We start from the raw sequence: 23,353 nt of genomic DNA on the forward strand, positions 1-23,353 counted from the left end.
TATTTCTTAAATTTAATAATTTTATTAAAAAATAAATTTTAGAAGTAGTTAGTTTTATAATTTTTTAACCAAGGATTATTCATTAATTCATAATAAATATATGTTTTTTCTCCATGTCCTGGAAGGATTAATGTATCCATTCCTAATGATAGGATTTTTTGTTTTATAGAATTAATTAAAATATTAAAATTACTTTTTGGTAAATCTGTTCGACCTATACTATTTTTTAAAATAGTATCTCCTGATACTAAAATATTATTTAATTTATTGAAAAAAATAACATGTCCTGGGGTATGCCCTGGACAATGATATGTTTGGAAAATGATTTTTCCTATATAAATTTTTTGATAATTTTTTAGCCATATATTTTTTTTAAAAATACAAGATGGAAGTTGAAAAAGTTTATTCTGTAATTTTAGATTTTTTATCCAAAAAATATCTTTTTTATGTGGGCCTAATATAGGTATATTTAAAATTTCTGATAAAACATAAGCCGCCCCAATATGATCTAAATGACAATGAGTTATTAAAATTTTAACTATATTTAGTTTATATTTATTCAAAATTTTTAAAATTTTTAAATATTCTCCTCCTGGGTCAATAAGAGCTGCGCTTAATGTTTTTTTACACCATATTATATAACAATTTTGATTAAAATTTGTAACTGGGATAACTAAATAATTCATAATTATTACAATTAATTTACTTACTTTAATTTTTTTTAAAATTATTCTTAATATATTAATTAAAATTAATAATATTAATTACTCATATTTTTTAGCAGCTTTAAAAGCTTCTGTCATTATATTAGAAAAATTATTTTTTTTATTTTTTTTAAAAATTTTACTTTCTATATTTTTTAAATCAATAATTATATTAACAATTCTAGTTTTACGATCAACGTTATTTATTTTTCCTTCTATATTTTGACCTACTTTAAAATATTTTATAATATTTTCAATTTTACTATTTTTATATTCAGATAATTTAACATTACCTAATATTTCATCATTAAATTTTAATTTAATATTTTTATTATCTATGTTAGATATAATTCCTTTTACTGTTTTATTTTTTTTTTGTTCTATTAAATATTTATTTAAAGGATCTTCCTGTAATTGTTTAATTCCTAAAGAAATTCTTTCTCTTTCTGAATCTACTTGTAAAACTATAGTTGTAATACTATTACCTTTTTTATATTTATGAACTTCATCTTCACCATTATTTATCCATGATAAATCGGATAAATGAACTAATCCATCTATACCACCATTTAATCCAATAAAAATACCAAAATCTGTTATTGACTTTATTTTTCCTTTTACATGATCTCCTTTTTGATAATTTTTAGAAAATTCTAACCAAGGATTATTTGTACATTGTTTAATTCCTAAAGAAATTCTTCTTCTTTCTTCATCAATATCTAATACCATAACTTCAATTTTATCATTAACATTTACTATTTTAGTAGGATGTATATTTTTATTTGTCCAATCCATTTCTGATATATGAACTAATCCTTCTACTCCTTCTTCAATTTCTACAAAACAGCCATAATCTGTTAAATTTGTAACACGTCCTAATAATTTACTATTCTCAGGATAACGTTTAGAAATAGACTTCCATGGATCTTCTCCTAATTGTTTTAATCCTAACGAAACACGAGTTTTATCTTTGTCAAATTTTAATATTTTAATTTTAATTTCATCACCAATATTAACAATTTCACTTGGATGTTTTACTCTTTTCCATGCCATATCTGTAATATGTAATAATCCATCAATTCCTCCTAAATCAACAAATGCTCCATAATCAGTAAGATTTTTTACTAAACCTTTAATTTCCATACCTTCATATATAGTATTTAATAAATGATTTCTTTCTGCACTATTTTCTAATTCTATTACTGCTTTTCTAGAGACAACTACATTATTTCTTTTTTGATCTAATTTAATAACTTTAAAATCTAATTCTTTACCTTCTAAATGAGAAGTATCTCTAATTGGTCTAATATCTACTAAAGAACCAGGTAAAAAAGCCCTGATGCTGTTAAGTTCAACAGTGAAACCTCCTTTTACCTTACCAGTAATTATCCCTTTTATGTTACTATTATCTATATTAGCTTTTTCTAAAATTAACCAAGATTCATGTCTTTTAGCTTTCTCTCTAGATAAAATAGTTTCACCAAAACCATCTTCTATTAAATCTAGTGATACATCTACAATATCTCCTACTTTTACTTCTAACTCTCCTTGGGAGTTTTTAAATTGTGAAATAGGAATACAAGATTCTGATTTTAATCCAGCATCTACTAAAACAATATCTTTTTCAATAGAAACAATAGTTCCAGAAATTATTGATCCTAAATTAATAATTTTATTTTTTAATGATTTCTCAAATAACTCTGCAAAACACTCATTCATATTAGTAACTTTTAAATGTTTTATAATAAATATCCACTTAAATCATATTAAGTCTTATTTTTTAAAAAACTCATATGTTCCTTTTATGAGAGATAATTAAATATAATTTAATACTATAAATTTTATATAAATAGTATTTATATATATAAAGTTAACATTAAAAATTTTTTTCTGCAACTGTATATCTTTATATACATATACTTTTTTTAAATTATTAAATTTATAAATTTTAATTATTTAATTACATATTTATAATTTAATTATAAAAACTTATTTTTTTAAATTCTTTAAAAAAATTTGGATATGTTTTACTAGTACAACCAGGATTAATAATTTTTACTGAATTATTAGATAATGATAATAGTGCAAAACACATAGCAATACGATGGTCATTATATGTTTCAATTATAACTTTATTAATATATTTAGGAGGAAAAATAGTAATATAGTCATTACCTGTAATAATTTTTGCACCAGTTTTTTTTAATTCAGTAGACATTGCTTGTAAACGATCCGTTTCTTTAACTTTCCAATTATATATGTTTTTTATAGTAGTAGTTCCTTTGGCAAATAAACTAGTAACAGCTAGAGTCATAGCTACATCTGGAATATCATTTAAATCCATATTTATGGACTTTAGAGTATTTTTTGTACAACTAATATAATTTTTTCCATAATTTATTATTGCTCCCATTTTTTTTAAAATATTAATATATCTAATATCTCCTTGAATACTGTTTTTATTTAGATTTTCTAATCTTACTGTTCCTCCTTTAATAGCTGCAGCAGATAAAAAATATGAAGCAGAAGAAGCATCACCTTCTATAATATATTCTCCAGGAGAAATATAATTTTGTTGTCCATAAATTTTAAATTGTTTATAATTATTATTTTTTACATGTATACCAAAAATTTTCATTAATTTAATAGTTATATCAATATATGGTTTAGATACTAAATTATTATATATATTAATTATTGTATCTCCTTTTATTAAGGGACTAATAATTAGTAATGATGTTAAAAATTGACTAGAAATAGAACCATTTATTTTAATAACTTTATTACCTTTAAATCCACCTTTTATATGTATTGGAGGAAAATTTTTTTTTTCTAAATATTCAATAACAGCTCCACCTTTTATTAAAGAATCTACAAGATGTTTTATAGGTCTTTCTTTCATTCTTGGTTCACCTGTTAAAATAACATCACATTTATTATTTAATGATAATAAAGCTGTTAATGGTCTAATTACAGTTCCTGCATTTCCAAGAAATAATTTTAGATTTTTTTGAGGTTTAAAAATTCCATTATTTCCCATAATTAAACATTCTTTTTTATTAGTAGATAAAAAAAAGTTAATACCTAAATTTTTTAATGCATTTAACATATGATTAATATCATCACTATTAAGTAAATTAATTAATTTAGTAGTACCCTTAGCTAGGGCTGATAGTAATAATACTCTATTAGAAATACTTTTAGAACCAGGTAAAAATATAGAACCTTGAACTTTATTAATAGGTTGAAGTGTTAAAATATTTTTCATATTGTTAATAATCTAATTAAATTTTAAAATAATCATATCATTTATATATATTTTGTTTCAAAATCATTCATAAAATTTATTAATTTTTTAATTCCTTCTATAGGCATAGCATTATATATTGAAGCTCTTATACCTCCTATTTTTTTATGTCCTTTAAGATAAAATAATCCATTTTCTTGTGATTTTTTTAAGAATAAATTTTCTTTTTCTGGATCTTGTAAATGAAAAACAACATTTGTTATTGATCTATTACGATATTTAATTTTATTTATATAAAATTTACTTCTATCTATAGTAGAATAAAGTAGTTTTGCTTTTTTTTTATTTATTTTACTAATAAATTTTATTCCTCCTTTTTTTTTTAACCATTTTAAAACTAATCCTGATAAATATAAAGAAAAAGTAGCAGGTGTGTTAAACATTGAATTATGTTGAGACATAATTTTATAATCTAATACTGAAGGTAATTCTTTTCTTTTTTTGTTATTCAAAATTAATTTTTTTTTTATAATTATAATAGTTAAACCAGCAGGACCAATATTTTTTTGTGCACTTGCATAAATCATACCATAATTTTTAATATTAATTTCTTGAGCAAGAATAATAGATGATAAATCTGCTATAACAGTTTTATTTTCAAATTTAGGTTCTTCATTAATTGCAATACCTTCTATTGTTTCATTAGGACAATAATGTATATATTTTGAATTATTATTTAAACTCCAGTATTTCATTTTTTCGATATAATATAATCCATTTTTTTTTTTTAATGGATTAATAATATGTGGTTTACAATATTTTGTAGCTTCTTTTATTGCTTCATTTGACCAATGTCCAATATTTGCATAATCAGCTGTTTCATCATAATATAATAAATTCATTGGTATAGCTGAAAATTGTGTTCTAGCACCTCCTTGACAAAATAATATTTCATATTCTGATGGGATATCAATCAGTTCTCTTAAATCTTTTTTTATATTTTTAATTAAATTCATGAAATCATGAGTACGATGACTAATTTCCATAACAGAAACATTTAAATTATTCCAATTTATTAATTCATTTTGTGCTTTTTTTAAAACTTCATAAGGTAATAAAGCTGGTCCAGGACTAAAATTAAATATTTTTTGCATAGTAATAATCCTATTAAACATATTATAAGTCATAAAATAATTTTTTTTTAAAATATTAAGTTATAATACTATTATGTGTATACATAGACATTATAATTCCAAAACTAGCCATAATAACTACAAGAGATGTCCCCCCATAACTTAATATAGGTAATGGTATACCTACAACAGGTAATAAACCACTTACCATACTTATATTAACAAATATACATAAAAAAAATATTAATATTATTCCATTAATAATTAATTGATTATAAATATCACGACACTTTAATGATAAGAATAAAATTCTTACTATTATTAATAAATATAAAAAAATTAATAATAATACTCCTATAAAACCAAATTCTTCTGCAAATACAGAAAATATAAAATCAGTATGTTTTTCTGGTAAAAAATTTAATTGTGCTTGTGTTCCCATTTTCCATCCTTTTCCAAATAATCCTCCAGAACTAATTGCTATTTTAGATTGAAAAATATGGTATCCTTTTCCTAATAAATCATAATTCATTTGTAATAACATTAACATTCTCTCTCTTTGATAATCATGTAGTAAAAAGATCCATGCAAAGGGAAGAAATATTATAAATAAAATAATACTGTTTAAAATTCTTTTCCAAGATAATCCAGCTAAAAATAATATAATAGCCCCGGATAAACTAATTAATATAGCAGTACCTAAATCAGGTTGTTTAGCTACTAATATAGTAGGGATTAATATTAAAATTATTATTTGAAAGAATGTTTTTTGAAGAATATGATAATTATGTTTATCAAGAATATAAGATACAATTAAAGGAACTGATATTTTGGCTATTTCAGATGGTTGGAATGTAATAAAATTAATATGTAACCACCTTTGTGCTCCTTTTATAGTAGAACCAAAACATTTTACTGCAATTAATAAACATATAGTTAAAAAATAAAATAAAAAAGAATATTTTTTATAAATATGTGGAGGAATTTGCGCAGCTATTAACATAGTTATAAAACCGATACAAATTTGTATTATTTTATGTTTTAAATAAATATGATTTTTAGAACCTATTGAACTCCATGTTATAAATAAACTAATTGTTAAAAGTATTATAATTAATAACAATAATATTGTATCTGTATGTAATACATAATGAATAAATTTATTCAAGTTTTTTTTTTTCATAATAAAATTACGTAATTAAATTTTTTTATATTAACAAATCTTTTTTATTTTCAAAAATATAATCGAAAATTTTTCTTGCAATATTGCCAATAAATATATCTTTATTACTATTCTCTATAATAATAGTCATAGCTATTTTAGGATGTTTAAAAGGAGCAAAAGCTATTATAAGCTTATGATCTCTTAATTTTTCTTTTATTTTATTAATATTATGTTTTTTTAAATTATTTAAATTAAAAACTTGTGCAGTTCCCGTTTTTGCAGCTATACTATAATTTTTTATATTAAGAAAATATTTATATAAAGTTCCATTTTTTTTATTTACTACATTAAACATACCGTTTTTAACAATATTCCAATATTGGATGGGAAAATTTACTACTTTTTTATATTTCTTATGTATATAATAACTAAAAATATTATTTAATTTTTCTTTTTTATAAAGATGTAGAGGTTTACTAATACCATTATTAACTAAAATAGTTAATGCATTATGAATTTGTATAGGAGTAGCATTCCAATAACTTTGCCCTATACCAACAGAAATAGTATCTCCAATATACCAAGGAGTATCTGTACTGTTCAATTTCCATTGTCTTGTTGGTAAATTACCTAATTTTTCGTTAAAAAGATCAATATTTGTTAATTTACCATAACCAAATTTATCCATCCATGTATGTATTTTATTAATACCTATATTATAGGCTAATTTATAAAAAAAAAAATCAGATGATTCTTGTATTGCTTTATTAACATTTAAATAACCATGACCATTTTTTTTCCAATCTTTATATTTTTGGTTAAATTTAGGAATTTTCCACCATCCTGGATCAAATAATATTGTATGTTCATTTATTAAATTTAATTTTAATGCTAATAAAGTCATATATGGCTTAACAGTAGAAGCTGGAGGATAAATACCTTGAATAGCACGATTAATTAAAGGATGATTAGCAATCATTTTATTTTTTAATAAAAAATGTAAACTTTTTTCTTTTTTATTATTAAGAAATAAATTAGGATCAAAACTAGGAGTTGATATCATAGCTAAAATTTCTCCATTTCTTGTATCGCTAATAATGACAGCTCCTTTTTTATCTTTCATTAATGAATAGATATATTTTTGTAATTTATAATCAATAGTTAGAAAAATATCTTTTCCTGTATATGATTCTTCTTTACATATTGTATATTTATAAAAACCTTTATTATTTATGGCGATTTTTTGATAACCATTAGTTCCATACATTTTTTTTTGGTAATATTTTTCAATACCATTTATTCCTACTGAAGAATTATCAGTATAATTTTTTATTGTTTTTTTTTTCTTAAAAATATTTTTTTTTTTATTAGCATCAGAATGTATGTAACCTACTACATGTGCAAATAATTTTTTTTGTGGATAAAAACGTTTTTGATAAATTTTCAGAGGTATTTCAGGAAATAAATATTTATTTACTAAAAATTTTGATGCTTGACGATTATTTAAGTCTATTTTAAAAATTATTTTTTTTAATGATTTTTTTTCTTTTTTTGATTTTGTTACTTTTGCAATATCAGATTTATTAATCTTTAATTTTAAAAATTTTTGTAAAAAAATAATTTTTTGTAAAAAATCATTAATATTATTAGTTTGTATTTTAATTTGATAAAAACTTTTATTTTTTGCTAAAACTATACCATTTCTATCATAAATTAAACCTCTATTAGGCTTTAAAAAAAAAAAACCAACATAATTTTGTTCGGCTTGTAATTTATATTTTTTATAAGATCTAATTTGTAAATAATATAAATTAAATATTAGAATACTGAATAATATTAAGAAAGTTTTAATTAAAAATTTTGTTCTTTGGAAAAAGATTTTTGATTTTATTTTATAATTTTGTGAAAAATTATATTTTATATACATTATTATTTTAACCTATATTATTTAATATTTTTTATGAAAAAAATAAAATTAATCTCTCTAAATCAATCCAGAAATATTTTTCTACATAATTATTTATTATAAAACTTTTAATATTTATTTCAATTTCTAACAATAATTTAATTATTAAATATATTTTTTTATTATTAATTTTTTTTAAAATTTTTATAAAAAAATTTTGTTTTTTTGGTAATATTGAAAATTTTCTGAAAATTATGTTTAAAGGATATTTTTTTAAACTTCTATATATTTTTAAAATTAAAAAAATATTTTTTTGTAATTTATTAAAAATAATAAAAATATTTTCTTTATTGTTTTTCATTTTTTGAATTATTTTAAAACTATTTTCTATTTGATTTTCTAAAATAGAATTAGTTAAATTATTATTTTTTTTAAAAACAAAATTTTTTAAATAACCAAGATCTTTTTTTTGTATATAAATATTTTTTATAACTTGATTTAATATCATTAAATTTTTTGAATACAAGTTATATAATGTAATACAAACATTTTTATCTATAAATAAATTTAATTGTTTAAACCGAAAATAGATCCAATTAAGAAGTTGACTATTATTTAATTTATTAAATTCATAAAGTATTATACACTGATTATTTATAATGTTTTTAAAATTTTTTTCAATATATAAATTAATATAGTCATGAATTTCTAAAATTAGAATATTATTAATACTTATATATTTAATTAATATATTAATGTTTTTTTTTGATTTTATAAAATCTTTTTTATTTAAAAAAATTAGATGTATTATCTGTTTTTTACAAAAAAAATCTCTAATTATAAATCTGGAAAAAATATTATCCCAAATAATATTATTATCTATAATAATTATATTATTTTTTATATAACTTAATTCTAATAATTTTTTTAATAATATATTAATATTTTTTTTAATAAAAAATAATTCATCTCCCATTATGATGTAACAATGGTGTTTTTCACTATATATTTTTTTATAAAAATTTTTTAAAAATATCTGATTCATTTTTATTAAAATGTATATTGTTGATTTATATTTAATTTTAATAATATTTTAAATATTATTATTTTTTTTTTGTTACTATATTTAGTATTTTTTGTGGAATATATATTATCTTTATAATTTTAATATTTACTAAAAATTTCGATATATTATTATTCGATAATACATAATTTTTAATATTAGTTTCTTGATATTTAATTTTTTCTGGTATAGAAAGATTATATTTTTTTTTACCATCTATTTGAATTACAAGATCAAATGTATCTTTTATTTTTTTAGTATTAATTTTTATAATTATAGGCCATGATGCTTGATCAATATCATTTTTTTTTCCCATATGTTTCCATAATACAAAACAAAAATGAGGGGTAAAAGGATAAAGCATTTTTAATATAATTAGTAAACTATCAAAAATTATAGTATAATCAACATTATTGTGTATTTTATATTTTTTAATTTTATTAAAAAAAATCATAATTGAAGAAATCACTGTATTAAAAGATTGATTTTTTTCAAAATTGTTTGTTACTTTGATAATAGTTTTATTTGCATAATCTTGCATTATTAGTTGTTCTTTATTATATAAAGAACACAATTTATCTTTTTTTATTTTTTCATAATTAAAAGATAATTTTTTATATTCATAAATAAATTTCCATATTTTTTTTAAAAATTTATGCATTCCTTTAATTCCAGTTTCTTGCCATTCTAAATCTATAGTAGGAGGAGCAGCAAACATAATAAACAAACGTAAAGAATCTGCTCCATATTTTTCAATAATATGTTGGGGATTAACTCCATTATTTTTAGATTTAGACATTTTAATCATACCATGATTAATTAATCTTCTTCCTTTTTTATCTAAAAAAATATTATTTTTTTTATCAAAAATAATATTTTTTTCTTTTACCCAATGATACTTTTTTTCTTTATCAAGATAATAATAAGAATTTGCTAATACCATTCCTTGACATAATAATTTTTTTACTGGTTCATCAGTATTTAATAATCCAATATCTCGCATTAATTTATGAAAAAAACGAAAATATATTAAATGCATGGTTGCATGTTCTATACCACCAATGTATTGGTCTACTGGTAACCAATAGTTAGCATATTTTTTATTTATCATTTTATTATTTTCTTTATTAGAAGTATACCTCGCATAATACCATGAAGATTCAATAAAAGTATCAAATGTATCTGTTTCTAATTGACCTATTATACCATTACGATTATATTGAAACCAATCTAAATTATTTTTAATTTTTTTATTGTAATTTTCTTTGATATTTTCATTTAAAATTTTTTTTGGAAAAATTAAAGGCAATTCATTTTTTTGTAGTGGTACAAATTTTTTATTTTTTTTGATAATTATTGGAATTGGTGTTCCCCATATTCTTTGTCTTGAAATACTCCAATCTTTTAAATTATAATATTTTTTATAAAATGCTTTTTTTTTAAAAATTAGTTTTTTAATAAGTAAATTGTTATTACCTTTAGTATATTTATCTAGATTAGATATTTTATTTTGTGACAAAAATAATGCTTTATATTTTTGTACAAAAGAAAAATCTTTTTTATTACATTGTGGTATACCAATAGTTGCATTAATTTTATTAGAATTAGATAAATAATTTACAATTATTATTTGTATTTTTTTTTTAATAATAATATTATTTTGTGCAAATAATTTACTGTTAATATAATTAACTTGATTGAATAAAAACTTATTTTCTTTATCATTAGGATATAAAGATGAATATCTTTTAATAAAATCTTTAATTTTTTTATTTTTTATAAATTTTTTACATATTGGATGATTATACAAAATTTTAATAAAAAAAATGTTTTTAAGAGCAAAAAAATATTTTTTTTTAATAAATACGTTAAATTTATAATTAGTGTTATAAAGTTGAAAAATAATGTTTATTCCTTCTATTTTACCAATCCAATTTTTTTGCATATTTTTTACTTTTTGAGGCCAATAATTTAATTTATTTAAATCACTAAGTAGTTCCTCAGCATAGTTAGTAATTTTTAAAAACCATTGTTCAACTAATTTTTTTTTGACAAGACTATGGCATCTCCAACAACATTTATCAATTACTTGTTCATTAGCTAATATAGTTTTATCTATAGGACACCAATTAACTATATCTTTTTTTTTATATGCTAAACCTAAATTATATAATTTTAAAAAAAACCATTGTTCCCAACGATAATAATTAGGATCACATGTTGTTATTTCTCTATCCCAATCAAAACTAAACCCTAATAATTTTAGTTGTTTTTTCATGTATTTAATATTTTTTTTAGTCCATATATTAGGAGCAATACCATGATTATGAGCTGCGATCTCTGCAGGCAAACCAAAAGCATCCCATCCAATTGGATGTAAAACATTTTTACCTAACATTCGTTGATATCTTGCAATAACATCTCCTATTGTATAATTACGTACATGTCCCATATGTAATTTACCTGAAGGATAAGGTAACATTGAAAGACAATAAAATTTTTTTTTATTATAATTTATGTTTACTTTAAAAGTTTTTTTAGATTCCCATTCTTTTTGTACATAAAATTCTATTTCTTTAGGAAAGTACTCTTTTTTCATATAAAAAATTCCTAAATATACTATTGAAATTTATTAATTTAATATTAATAAAATATATTTTATTAAAAGTATGGATTTTTATATCCAAATAAATTCAGCATTTTTATCTCTCTTAATTGCATTATACACGTTTCTTTAATATCTTTATGATTAAAATTTAAGAGATGTAAACATGAATGTATAATAATATGTGCCCAATGAGATTTTAACAATTTTTCCTGTAAAAAAGCTTCATATTCAATAATTTCTTTACACAAAATAAGTTCACCTAATAATGTTTTTTTTAAAAAATTTTTTTCTAATAAAAAAGATAAAACATTAGTTGGTTTAGAAATTTTTAAATATTTTTTATTAATTTTTAATATAGAATTTTTTTCTACAATAGAAATATTAAGAGTAATTTTTTTTATATTTTTTTTTGAAAAAATTTTATATAACCAAAATAAAATATCATTTTTTAAAGGAAGGTTATTATCATTTTTACAAAAATTATAATAATTTAAAATAATATTTAATCCCATATAATCCTAAAATAAAAATTAGTTCTTGCAAACAGATATAAATTTTCCATATAAAGAATATATATAAGTATCAAGAATTTTAATATAAACAAGTTTACCAATATAGTTTTTTTTATAAGTAAAAAAAACTATTCTATTATTTTCAGTTTTTCCAAAATATTTATTTTGTTGAATTGATATACCTTCTACTAAAATAATTTGTATTGTATTTAACATTTTTAAACTAAATTTCTTAGTTTGTTCTTTAATATGATATTGTAATAAATATAATCTCTTTTTTTTTTCCAAAATACTTATATTATCTTTCATTTTACTGGCTGGAGTTCCAGGTCTAGGAGAATAAATAAAACTAAAACTCATATCTAAATCCAAATCTAAAATTAGAGAGATAGTATTTTCAAAATCTTTTTTGGTTTCTCCAGGAAAACCAACTATAAAATCAGAACCAATTTGAATATTAGGTCTAATATTTTTAATTTTATTAATAATTTGAATATATTCAGAGATATTATATCTTCTCTTCATTAAAGATAAAATTTTATCAGAACCACTTTGTACTGGTAAATGTACAAAATTAACTAATTTAGGTAATTTTTTATATGTTTCGATTAATTCAGTAGTAAAATTTTTAGGATGACTAGTAGTAAATCTAATTCTTTTTATATTTTTTATTTTTGAAATTTTTATTAATAATTTTGAAAAAGTATAATATTTATTGATTTTTTTATCAAAATAAAAATAAGCATTAACATTTTGACCTAATAAATGAATTTCTTTTGCCCCTTGAGTCGATAAATTTTGAATTTCTAAAATTATATCTTTATAAGGTCTACTTATTTCTTTTCCTCTAGTGTATGGTACTATGCAATAAGTACAATATTTACTACAACCTTCTATAATTGAAACAAAAGCACTTACATTTTTTGTTTTTGTTGTGGGAAAAAATTTAAATTTTTCAATTTTAGGAAAACTAATATCAATCAAATATTTTTTAAATTTACGTACTTTATATATCATTTGGGGTAATTTATGAAAAGTTTGAGGACCAAAAATAATATCAACATAATATGCTCTATTTAATATTTTTTTACCTTCTTGAGAAGCAACACAACCTCCAACTCCTATAATAATTTCAGGATTATATTTTTTTAAAATTTTCCATCTTCCTAATTGATGAAATAATTTTTCTTGTGCTTTTTCTCTTACAGAACATGTATTTAATATTAAAATATTTGCATCTTTAACAGATTTAGTAATTTGACAATTTAACTTGTATTTCATAATATCTGCTATCTTTGAAGAATCATATTCATTCATTTGACAGCCCCAAGTTTTGATATATAATTTATTATTTAGCATAATTAATAATTAAAGATTAATTTTTGTTAAATTTTATAAAAAAAACACACAGATCTGGGGTACCTGGATTTGAACCAGGGATGCCGGTATCAAAAACCGGTGCCTTAACCACTTGGCTATACCCCAAATATTTATTTATTATTTGCGGGGGACGAGAGTTGAACTCGTATTATATTAAAATTAATAACCAGAACCTAAATCTGGTGCGTCTACCAAATTCCGCCACCCCCGCATTATTTTTTATTTTAGCTACGATGGGGATTGAACCCATGACCTCAGCGTTATGAATGCTGTGCTCTATTCCAACTGAGCTACGTAGCCAAACACTCTTCTATATTATGTAAATAATAAATTATAACGTCAACTAATTTATTTATTTAAACGTAAATTTTACGTTGAATTTGTGAAAAGAGTAAAAAAATATGTATAAATATAATAATTTTTACAAAAAAAATTTTATTTTTAAAATTATAGAAAATGATATAAAAAATAAAAAATATAATTTAATTTGTACAAGATTTCCACCTGAACCTAATGGTCATTTACATATAGGACATATAAAATCTGTTTGTTTAAATTTTTCAATAGCTAAATTTTATAAAGGTAAGTTTTTTTTAAGAATTGATGATACTAATCCTTCAACTGAAAATATCAAATATATTAAATCTATAAAAAAAGATTTAATATGGTTAGGATTTAAATGGGATGAAAATATTAAATATACATCAAATTATTTTAATTTAATATATAAATATGCTGTAGAATTAATCAAAAAAGATTTAGCTTATGTCGATGAATTAAATATACAAGATATTAAAAATTATAGAGGTACATTATTAACACCTGGAAAAAATAGTCCATATAGAAACAGATCAGTAAAAGAAAATTTAAAATTATTTGAAAAAATGTATTTAGGTGATTTTCCTGAAGGTAGTGTATGTTTACGCGCTAAAATAGATATGAAATCAAAAATTATTGTTATGAGAGATCCTGTATTGTATAGAATTAAATTTCAAAATCATCATCAAACTAAAAGAAAATGGTGTATATATCCAACTTATGATTTTAGTCATTGTATATCTGATGCTATTGAAGGCATTACTCATTCTTTATGTACATTAGAATTTCAAGATAATAAAATATTATATAATTGGATACTTAATAATATTAATATTAAAAAAAATCATCCTAAACAATATGAATTTTCAAAATTAAATATAGAATATGGAATAACTTCAAAAAGAAATATTAATATTTTAATAAAAAATAAAATAGTTAGTGGATGGGATGATCCTCGTTTATTAACTATTTCTGGATTACGTAGAAAAGGATATACACCTTCATCTTTAAAAAATTTTTGTTATAGTATAGGTGTAACTAAGCAAAATAATATTATAGAAATGTCTTTTTTAGAATCTTGTATAAAATCCGAATTGAATGAATTAGCTCCTAGATCAATGGCAATATTAAGACCTTTAAAAATTATTATTGATAATTTTCCTTTTAAAAAAAAAATAAAATTATTAATTCCTAATCATCCTAATAAAAAAAATATGGGATATAGAAATATTTATTTTACTAAAGAAATATATATCGATATTTTAGATTTTTCCGAAATAGAAAAAAAAAATTATAAAAGACTTATTTTAGGATATAAAGTAAAATTAAGATATTCTTTTATTATTAAAGCAAGGAAAATTGTAAAAGATAAAAATAATAATATTATTTATGTTCATTGTAAATATTATAAAGATTCTTTAGGAAAGAAAATAAATAGAAAAAAACAAAATGTAAAAGGAATAATTCATTGGATATCTTGTTATTATGTTAAACCAGCAAAATTTTATTTATATAAAAATTTATTTATAAAAAAAGATATTCATATTAATGATAATATTTTAAATTTTTTAAATAAAAAATCATTATTAATATATAATGGATTTATAGAGAAAAATTTATTAGAAAATAATAGCAATAGACATTTTCAATTTGAAAGAGAAGGTTATTTTTTTTTTGATAAAAAATATTCAAATAAAAATAAGATAATTTTTAATAGAATTTTATCATTAAGAATGAATGATAAATAAAATATATAAAATCAATTATATTTAATATAATTGATTTTATAATTATTATTATTAAATGTTTAATTCTTTAGATATTTGTTGTACCCATGTTTTAATACGTAAATCAGTTAGTTCTGGTTGTCTATCTTCATCTATAGTTAATCCTAAAAAATAATTTTTATTTTTTAAACTTTTAGTATCATTAAAATGATAGCCTTTAGTAGGCCAATAACCAATGATTTTAGCTCTATTTTTTTTTACTATATCATAAATAATTTTTATAGCATCACAAAAATATTCTCCATAATCTTCCTGATCACCACAACCAAATAAACCTACGTATTTATTTTTAAAATTAATTTTTTGTAAAATAGGTATAAAATCTTCCCAATCACATTGTAATTCTCCATAATACCATGTAGGAATACCTAATAAAAGAATATTATATTTTTCAATATCTTTTTGATTTATATTAGAAATGTTAAATACTGAAGAATTTTTTTTATTTAATTGTTTTTGTATTTTAAAAGCAACATTTTCAGTATTACCAGTATCACTACCAAAAAATATACCAATCTTAGACATTTTTATATTATTTTTCTTTAAAAATATTATTTATAACATAATTTTTGTATTAAATTAAATACTAATTTTGTATTTTCAATATGTAATAAATGTCCAGTATTAGGAATATTATATATTTTAGCATTAGGAAATTGAAAAAAAATATCTTTATAATAAATTTTACTTATATAAGTAGATTGTTCTCCTTTTAAAAAAAAAATTTTGCCCTTCCATTTTGGAATTAATTTCCAATCTAATATTTTTTTATATTCATTTTTTAAAATTGGAAAGTTAAATTCCCATTTACCATCTATAAATGTTTTTAATAACATATTTATTATATATTGATTTTTAATCAGTGATTTTATTAAATAAAATACATCTTTTCTTTTTTCAATTTTTTTTTTATATACTTGTTCTAATGCAAAAAATATATTTTTATTATAAAATTTATATTTTACAGGAGCTATATCTAAAATAATAATAATTTTGATATTATCAAATGATATAAATTGACTAATGTTCATTGCTATTTTTCCTCCCATGGAATGTCCAATAAAAATGATATTTTTTTTTATATTTAAAAAATTAAGTGTTTCTAATACATCCTTAGATAAGGATAAATAATTCATTTTTTTATGGGAAGGAGATGAACCATGATTTCTAATATCTAATAATATTATATTATATTTTAAATTTTTAAATAAAAATTTTCCCATTGTATATAAACTTTTTTTATTACCAAATAATCCATGTAATAATACAATCGTATTCTTTTTTTTTAAAAAAAAATTATTTTTTTGAATAATTAAATAATTAAGAATCATATATAAAATAAATATTTATTTAAATACGATATTTTATCATATTTATGTAATAAATTGAATTTTTTTCATAAATTTTAAAATTATGATATAATTAATTTAATTATAAATAATATTTTTAAAAAAATTTTTAAAAATATAAAATATACAATTTTATATGAAAAATATTGATCCTACAAAAACTTTTTCTTGGAAATATTTAAAAAAACATTTTCAAGAAATTAAGAAAATAACTATTAATGATTTATTTATACAAGATCCTAATAGATTTAATAATTTTTCTATTAATTTTGAGAATAAAATTCTTTTTGATTATTCAAAAAATATTATTAATCAAAAAACTTTAAGTTATTTAATAAATTTAGCAAAAGAAACTAAATGTTTTAGTTCGATCTATTCAATGTTTTACGGTAAAAAAATTAATGTTACTGAAAAAAAATCTGTTTTACATACAGCATTAAGATATAATCATAATATTTTATTTTTAAAAAATAAAGAAATCTATAATATGATAGATAATATTTTAAAAAAAATTAAAAATATTTCTAATGACATAATTTTAGGAAGATGGAAAGGTTATACAAATAAAAAAATAAAAAATATAATAAATATAGGAATAGGAGGTTCTCAATTAGGTCCTTTAATGGTTACAGAAACATTAAAAGAATATAAAAATAAATTAAATTTATTTTTTTTAGCTAATATTGATCCTATTCAAATAATAAATCTTATTAATCAAATTAATCCAGAAGAAAGTGTTTTTATTATTGCTTCAAAAACTTTTAATACACAAGAAACAATTACTAATGCTTTAAGTATAAAAAAATGGTTTATAAACCATATAAATGGAGATTTAAATAAAAACATTTTTTCTAAACATTTTATTGCCGTTACAAATAATATTGATGCAGCAATTGATTTTGGAATAAATAAAAAAAATATTTTACCATTATTATCTGAAATAGGAGGTCGTTTTTCTTTATGGTCTTCTATTGGATTAATAATATCTTTATCTATTGGTTTTAATAATTTTGAAAAATTATTACAAGGAGCAAGTGAAATGGATTATCATTTTTTTTCTACTCCATTAGATAAAAATATTCCTATTATTATGGCTTTAATTAGTATTTGGTATAGTAATTTTTGGAATACAGAAACAGAAGCAATTATTCCTTATTGTGATAATATGCGTTTTTTACCATCATATTTACAGCAATTAAATATGGAATCTAATGGGAAATCAATAGATAGAAATGGTAATAAAATATTATATCAAACTAGTCCTATTATATGGGGAGATGTAGGTACAAATGGACAACATTCTTTTTTTCAAATGTTGCATCAAGGTACTAAAATAATTCCATGTGATTTTATAGCTGCAGCGATACCTTATAATAATAAATATAAAGATCATCATCTTAAGCTTATTTCAAATTATATAGCTCAAACTAAAGCATTAGCTTTTGGTAATATTAAAAATATACACAAAAACAATATATATAAATTTTGTTTCGGAAATAAGCCTAGTAATTCTATTTTTTTAAAAAAAATTACTCCTTATAATTTGGGATTATTAATTTCATTTTATGAACATAAAGTTTTTGTTCAGGGTATAATTTTAAATATATTTTCTTTTGATCAATGGGGAGTTGAATTAGGTAAAAAAATAACTAATTTTTTGGTTGAAGATATAAATTCAAACATCCAAGAAAAAATAAATCAATATGATTGTTCTTCTAAGGGGATAATTAATTTCTATAAGAATTTTAATTAAAAATTTTATTTAAAATATTTTTTTTTAAATTTTAAATGTAATTTTTTTTTATAAATTTTTTTTAAAATTAATTCAAAATTAATATTCTTGTTTAAAATTTTAATATTTTTAGAATATTTTAAAATATTTTTTTTAATTATAGGTGTTAATTCAATAGTAGAATAATTATTAAATAATTTTATATTACCTAAATCATTATTAGTTATTTTTAACTCATTAATAATTGCACCTACAATATGACGTATTTCTACTTTATCTTTTTTCCCTATATTAATACGATATGTATCCATATATTTTCTTTTCTTTTTTTTATAAAAAAATGATTTTTTATGAAATGTTTTCTGAGAAATAATAGGATCGGGAGGTAAAATTAAAGGTTTTTTATTTTGAGATAATTTTAATAAAATTATAATTAATGTTTCTTTATTTATATTATTTTTAACTATTAAAGTAGATATAATTTCTTTATATTTAATTAAATTAATATTGTTAATAGCATTTGATTCTTCTTTTATTTTTTTTATAAAATTTTCTAGTCTTTTTTTGGACAAAATTTCATTATTAGGTAATAATATTTCATCAATATTACATTTAATTCTATATTCAATGTTTTTAAGTAATCTTTTTTCTTTATATTCTATAAATGATAAAGATTTACCTTGTCTCCCTGCTCTTCCAGTTCTTCCAATACGGTGAATATATGATTCAATATCCATAGGAATATCGTAATTTATAACTAAATCAATTCTATTTACATCTAATCCTCTTGCAGCAATATCAGTAGCAATTAAAATATCTAGTTTCCCATTTCTAAATTTTTCTAGTGTTTTTTCTCTATTATTTTGGTTCATATCTCCATTTAGTGGAGCACTATTATAATTAAATTGTTTTAATATATCAGCTATTTCTATAGTAGCAGTTTTAGTTTTTACAAAAATTAAAACTGCAGTAAAATTTTCAGTTTCTAAAAATCTCATTAAAGCATCTATTTTTTTACTATTTATTAACCAATAAGTTTGTTTAATATCTGGAATTGTTTTAATATTAGTTTTTATAAATATTTCATATGGATGAACCATAAATTTTTTAGTTATGTTTTTAATTCTTTTTGGCATAGTTGCCGAAAATAATGAAGTTTGATGTCTTTTAGGTATTTTAGATAGTATTTTTTCTACATCTTCAATAAAACCCATTTTTAACATTTCATCTGCTTCATCTATTACTAAACTAGTTAATTTAAATAAATTAACAGTTTTTCTTTTAATATGATCTAATAAACGCCCTGGAGTAGCTATAATAATTTGAACTCCTAATCTTAAACGTTTAAATTGTATTTGATAAGATTGTCCACCATATAATGCTAAAATACTAATTCCACTTAAATATTTAGCAAACAGTGAAGTAGCTTTAGTTACTTGTATTGCTAGTTCTCTTGTAGGTGTTAAAATTAATATTTGAGTTTTTTTTATAGATAAATCTAAATTATTTAATAATGGTAAGATAAATGCAGCAGTTTTTCCACTACCTGTTTGTGCTATTCCTAAGACATCTTTTGATGATAACAAATATGGAATACATTTTTTTTGTATAGGAGATGGATTTTTATATCCTATATCATTTAATGCTTTTAAAATAAACTTATTTAAACCAAATTTAGTAAAATTAGTAATATCTGTCATATAATATATATGCCTGTTTAAAATAAATAATTAAAAAATTAATATAAGTAATTATCTAATAATTATTAGATGGGATTATAAAAAAATAATAATTATATTTTATAATAATAAAATATAATTACAAATATTAAAATTATTTTATATAAATAACAATTTTACAATTAATTTTTTATTAAGTATTTATATATTGGAAAATATTATTTATAAAAATAATTTATATAATTATTTGTAATAATTTTTTATAAAAAATTTTAAAATTACTATCTATTGATAGTAGCAGCTTTAATACTTAATCTAATTCTTCCCTGTTTGTCAATTTCTATAACTTTAACGAATACATTTTGTAATAATTGTAAATAATCACTTACTTTATTTACATGTTTATTTGTTATTTGAGAAATATGTACTAATCCTTCTTTCCCATTTCCTATTGAAATAAATGCACCAAAATCAACAATACGGACTACTTTACCACTATATATTTTTCCAACAATTATATCTGATGTAATTTCTTTTATACGTTTAATTGCAAATTTAATTTTATCATTATTTTTAGCTGCAATTTTTACTATTCCACTGTCTTCTATTTCAATAATTGTATCAGTTTCTTCTGTTAAAGCTCTAATAACAGATCCTCCTTTTCCTATCATATCTTTAATTTTTTCTGGATTAATTTTTAATGTATGAATTCTTGGTGCAAATTCTGAAATATTTTTTCTAGGAAAAGAAATAGCTTGTTTCATTATTTTTAGAATATGTAGCCTAGCTAATTTTGCTTGAAATAAAGCTAATTTTATTATTTTATAATTAATACCTTCTATTTTCATATCCATTTGTAATGCAGTAATTCCATGTTTAGTACCTGCTACTTTAAAATCCATATCGCCTAAATGATCTTCATCTCCTAAAATATCTGATAGTACTACAAAATTATTATTTTCTTTTATTAATCCCATCGCAATACCTGCTACAGCATTATTAATTGGGATTCCAGCATCCATCATTGCTAATGATGCTCCACATACTGAAGCCATAGAAGATGAACCATTAGATTCTGTTATTTCAGATACAATTCTTATTGTATAAGGAAAAACATCTATATTAGGCATAACTGGTATTAAAGATTTTTTAGCAAGATGTCCATGACCAATTTCACGTCTTTTAGGTGAACCCATTATACCAACTTCACCTACAGAATAAGGTGGAAAATTATAATGAAATAAAAAATTATCTGATTTATTATTCAATAAATCATCTAATGATTGAGCATCTCTATTTGTTCCTAATGTAGCTGTAACTAAAGATTGAGTTTCCCCTCTCGTAAATAAAGCAGAACCATGTGTTCTTGGGAGAATACCTATACGTACATCTAAATTACGTATCATATCATGTTCACGCCCATCAATTCTTAAATTTTTATTTATAATATTGTTTCGAACTATTTTTTTTTCTAACTCATAAAAAATTTCATTTAAACAATAAATAGAAATATTTTCATATTCTTTCTCTTTTTTAATTAATTCAAGAATTTTATGTTTAATAGAATTAATTTCATTCATCCTATATTTTTTTTCTTGAATATTATATGCTTTTACTAATTTTTTATAAGATAAAAAGTAAATTTTTTCTTTAAGTTTTTTATCTAAAGGATATAAAATCCATGTATTAGATTTTTTTTTTACTTTATTAGATAATTCAATAATATTATTAATTAAAATTTGTTGTTCATTATGTCCATATTTTATTGCATTTAAAATTTGTTCTTCAGTTAATAAATTAGATTTAGCTTCTACCATTAGAATGGCTTTTCTCGTACTAGTAACAATTAAATCTAATGTACTATTTTGCATTTCTTTAATATTAGGATTTAATATATATTTATTATTAATATAACCAATACGTGCTGTTCCAAATGGACCATTAAATGGTATTCCAGATAAATTAAGAACGATAGATGACCCAATAATAGCAACAATATCTGGATTAATTTCAGGATTTATAGACATTACAGTTGCAATAATTTGAGTTTCATTTAAAAAACCTTTTTTGAATAAAGGTCTTATAGGACGATCAATTAGACGAGAAATTAAAATTTCATTTTCACTAGGACGTCCTTCTCTACGAAAAAAATTACCAGGAATACGACCAGCAGCATATAATTTTTCTTGATAATGGACAGATAAAGGAAAAAAATTTTGTTCTAATTTTACTTCATTATTTATGACTAAAGTAACAAAAACAGCAGTATCATCAATACTAACCATTACAGATGATGTTGCCTGTCTAGCTATCATTCCTGTTTCAATAGTTACAGTATTATTACCATAACGAAATCTATGAATAATCGGGTTTAACAAAATAAATATCCTTTAATAAATTTTTTTTTATATTAAAAAAATAAATTAATTTTTTAAAGTCTTTAATTAATACAGATTAATATATAAAATATTTTTATTTTCTTAACCCTAAATTTTCAATTAATATATTATAATCATGTAATTTTTTTTTTTTTAAATAATTTAATAATTTTCTACGTTTTGATATCATGTTTAATAGTCCTCGACGACTATGATGATCTTTTTTATGAATAGCAAAATGTTTATGTAAATAATTAATTTTAAATGTTAATAAAGCTATTTGTATTTTAGTTGATCCTTTATCTGTATTATGGTTTTTATATTTTTTTATGATTTCTGTTTTTTTTATTGTATTAAAATACATAACTTAACTCCATTAAATTATTTATAAA

Annotated in this window: 17 protein-coding genes and 3 tRNA genes; 2 read left to right on the forward strand and 18 right to left on the reverse strand. The window is 20.1% G+C overall.

The window, feature by feature from the left end; translation table 11 throughout:
• Positions 1-38: 38 nt before the first annotated feature.
• From GJU03_RS01440 to GJU03_RS01500, 13 genes are all read right to left on the reverse strand, one after another.
• Positions 39-686, reverse strand: a complete 648-nt coding sequence (locus tag GJU03_RS01440; protein WP_168918918.1) for an MBL fold metallo-hydrolase — start codon at positions 684-686, stop codon at positions 39-41.
• 78 nt (positions 687-764) lie between these two features.
• A complete protein-coding gene (gene rpsA, locus GJU03_RS01445; RefSeq protein ID WP_168918919.1) occupies positions 765-2,423 on the reverse strand; it encodes a 30S ribosomal protein S1 in 1,659 nt (552 codons plus the stop codon).
• Positions 2,424-2,679: 256 nt separating this feature from the next.
• Complete coding sequence (gene aroA, locus GJU03_RS01450; protein WP_168918920.1) at positions 2,680-3,972, reverse strand: 3-phosphoshikimate 1-carboxyvinyltransferase; 1,293 nt, start codon at positions 3,970-3,972, stop codon at positions 2,680-2,682.
• A gap of 41 nt (positions 3,973-4,013) precedes the next feature.
• Complete coding sequence (gene serC / locus GJU03_RS01455; RefSeq protein WP_168918921.1) at positions 4,014-5,105, reverse strand: 3-phosphoserine/phosphohydroxythreonine transaminase; 1,092 nt, start codon at positions 5,103-5,105, stop codon at positions 4,014-4,016.
• A 55-nt stretch (positions 5,106-5,160) separates the two neighbouring features.
• Entirely contained in the window at positions 5,161-6,267 is a 1,107-nt protein-coding gene (rodA, locus tag GJU03_RS01460; protein WP_168918922.1) for a rod shape-determining protein RodA, read from the reverse strand.
• Positions 6,268-6,292: 25 nt separating this feature from the next.
• Positions 6,293-8,176 (reverse strand): penicillin-binding protein 2, encoded by a 1,884-nt coding sequence (gene mrdA, locus GJU03_RS01465; RefSeq protein WP_168918923.1) that lies wholly within the window; start codon positions 8,174-8,176, stop codon positions 6,293-6,295.
• Between the two features lie 31 nt (positions 8,177-8,207).
• Positions 8,208-9,131, reverse strand: coding sequence for a DNA polymerase III subunit delta (holA, locus tag GJU03_RS01470; protein ID WP_168918924.1), 924 nt, complete (start codon positions 9,129-9,131; stop codon positions 8,208-8,210).
• A gap of 127 nt (positions 9,132-9,258) precedes the next feature.
• The gene (leuS, locus tag GJU03_RS01475) at positions 9,259-11,817 is read right to left on the reverse strand and encodes a leucine--tRNA ligase (protein ID WP_168918925.1); all 2,559 of its coding nucleotides are present in this window, start codon (positions 11,815-11,817) and stop codon (positions 9,259-9,261) included.
• A 62-nt stretch (positions 11,818-11,879) separates the two neighbouring features.
• Positions 11,880-12,338 carry an rRNA maturation RNase YbeY gene (gene ybeY / locus GJU03_RS01480; RefSeq protein WP_168918926.1) on the reverse strand — a complete coding sequence of 153 codons (459 nt, stop codon included), beginning with the start codon at positions 12,336-12,338 and terminating at the stop codon, positions 11,880-11,882.
• 18 nt (positions 12,339-12,356) lie between these two features.
• Entirely contained in the window at positions 12,357-13,697 is a 1,341-nt protein-coding gene (gene miaB / locus GJU03_RS01485; RefSeq protein ID WP_168918927.1) for a tRNA (N6-isopentenyl adenosine(37)-C2)-methylthiotransferase MiaB, read from the reverse strand.
• 54 nt (positions 13,698-13,751) lie between these two features.
• Positions 13,752-13,823: transfer RNA gene (locus GJU03_RS01490), tRNA-Gln, on the reverse strand.
• Between the two features lie 17 nt (positions 13,824-13,840).
• Positions 13,841-13,929: transfer RNA gene (locus GJU03_RS01495), tRNA-Leu, on the reverse strand.
• Between the two features lie 14 nt (positions 13,930-13,943).
• Positions 13,944-14,018: transfer RNA gene (locus GJU03_RS01500), tRNA-Met, on the reverse strand.
• 101 nt (positions 14,019-14,119) lie between these two features.
• On the opposite strand from GJU03_RS01500, the gene glnS reads away from it, so the two are divergent.
• A complete protein-coding gene (glnS, locus tag GJU03_RS01505) occupies positions 14,120-15,784 on the forward strand; it encodes a glutamine--tRNA ligase (protein ID WP_168918928.1) in 1,665 nt (554 codons plus the stop codon).
• Between the two features lie 51 nt (positions 15,785-15,835).
• Here glnS and fldA read toward each other — a convergent pair whose 3' ends face one another.
• Together fldA and GJU03_RS01515 are read right to left on the reverse strand one after the other, a co-directional pair.
• Positions 15,836-16,348 (reverse strand): flavodoxin FldA, encoded by a 513-nt coding sequence (fldA, locus tag GJU03_RS01510; RefSeq protein WP_168918929.1) that lies wholly within the window; start codon positions 16,346-16,348, stop codon positions 15,836-15,838.
• A gap of 26 nt (positions 16,349-16,374) precedes the next feature.
• Positions 16,375-17,154 carry an alpha/beta fold hydrolase gene (locus tag GJU03_RS01515; protein ID WP_168918930.1) on the reverse strand — a complete coding sequence of 260 codons (780 nt, stop codon included), beginning with the start codon at positions 17,152-17,154 and terminating at the stop codon, positions 16,375-16,377.
• A gap of 154 nt (positions 17,155-17,308) precedes the next feature.
• Here GJU03_RS01515 and pgi point away from each other — a divergent pair, with 154 nt between their 5' ends.
• Positions 17,309-18,925: a glucose-6-phosphate isomerase gene (gene pgi, locus GJU03_RS01520; protein WP_168918931.1), complete on the forward strand. Its 1,617-nt coding sequence runs from the start codon at positions 17,309-17,311 to the stop codon at positions 18,923-18,925.
• A 5-nt stretch (positions 18,926-18,930) separates the two neighbouring features.
• Here the strand turns inward: pgi and GJU03_RS01525 are convergent, their stop codons facing one another.
• From GJU03_RS01525 to rpsO, 3 genes are all read right to left on the reverse strand, one after another.
• Complete coding sequence (locus GJU03_RS01525; RefSeq protein WP_168918932.1) at positions 18,931-20,604, reverse strand: DEAD/DEAH box helicase; 1,674 nt, start codon at positions 20,602-20,604, stop codon at positions 18,931-18,933.
• A 260-nt stretch (positions 20,605-20,864) separates the two neighbouring features.
• Positions 20,865-22,961 carry a polyribonucleotide nucleotidyltransferase gene (pnp, locus tag GJU03_RS01530; RefSeq protein WP_168918933.1) on the reverse strand — a complete coding sequence of 699 codons (2,097 nt, stop codon included), beginning with the start codon at positions 22,959-22,961 and terminating at the stop codon, positions 20,865-20,867.
• A 94-nt stretch (positions 22,962-23,055) separates the two neighbouring features.
• A complete protein-coding gene (gene rpsO, locus GJU03_RS01535; protein ID WP_168918934.1) occupies positions 23,056-23,325 on the reverse strand; it encodes a 30S ribosomal protein S15 in 270 nt (89 codons plus the stop codon).
• Positions 23,326-23,353: the final 28 nt, after the last annotated feature.

Source organism: Enterobacteriaceae endosymbiont of Donacia bicoloricornis, from assembly GCF_012567955.1.
Taxonomy (GTDB): domain Bacteria; phylum Pseudomonadota; class Gammaproteobacteria; order Enterobacterales; family Enterobacteriaceae.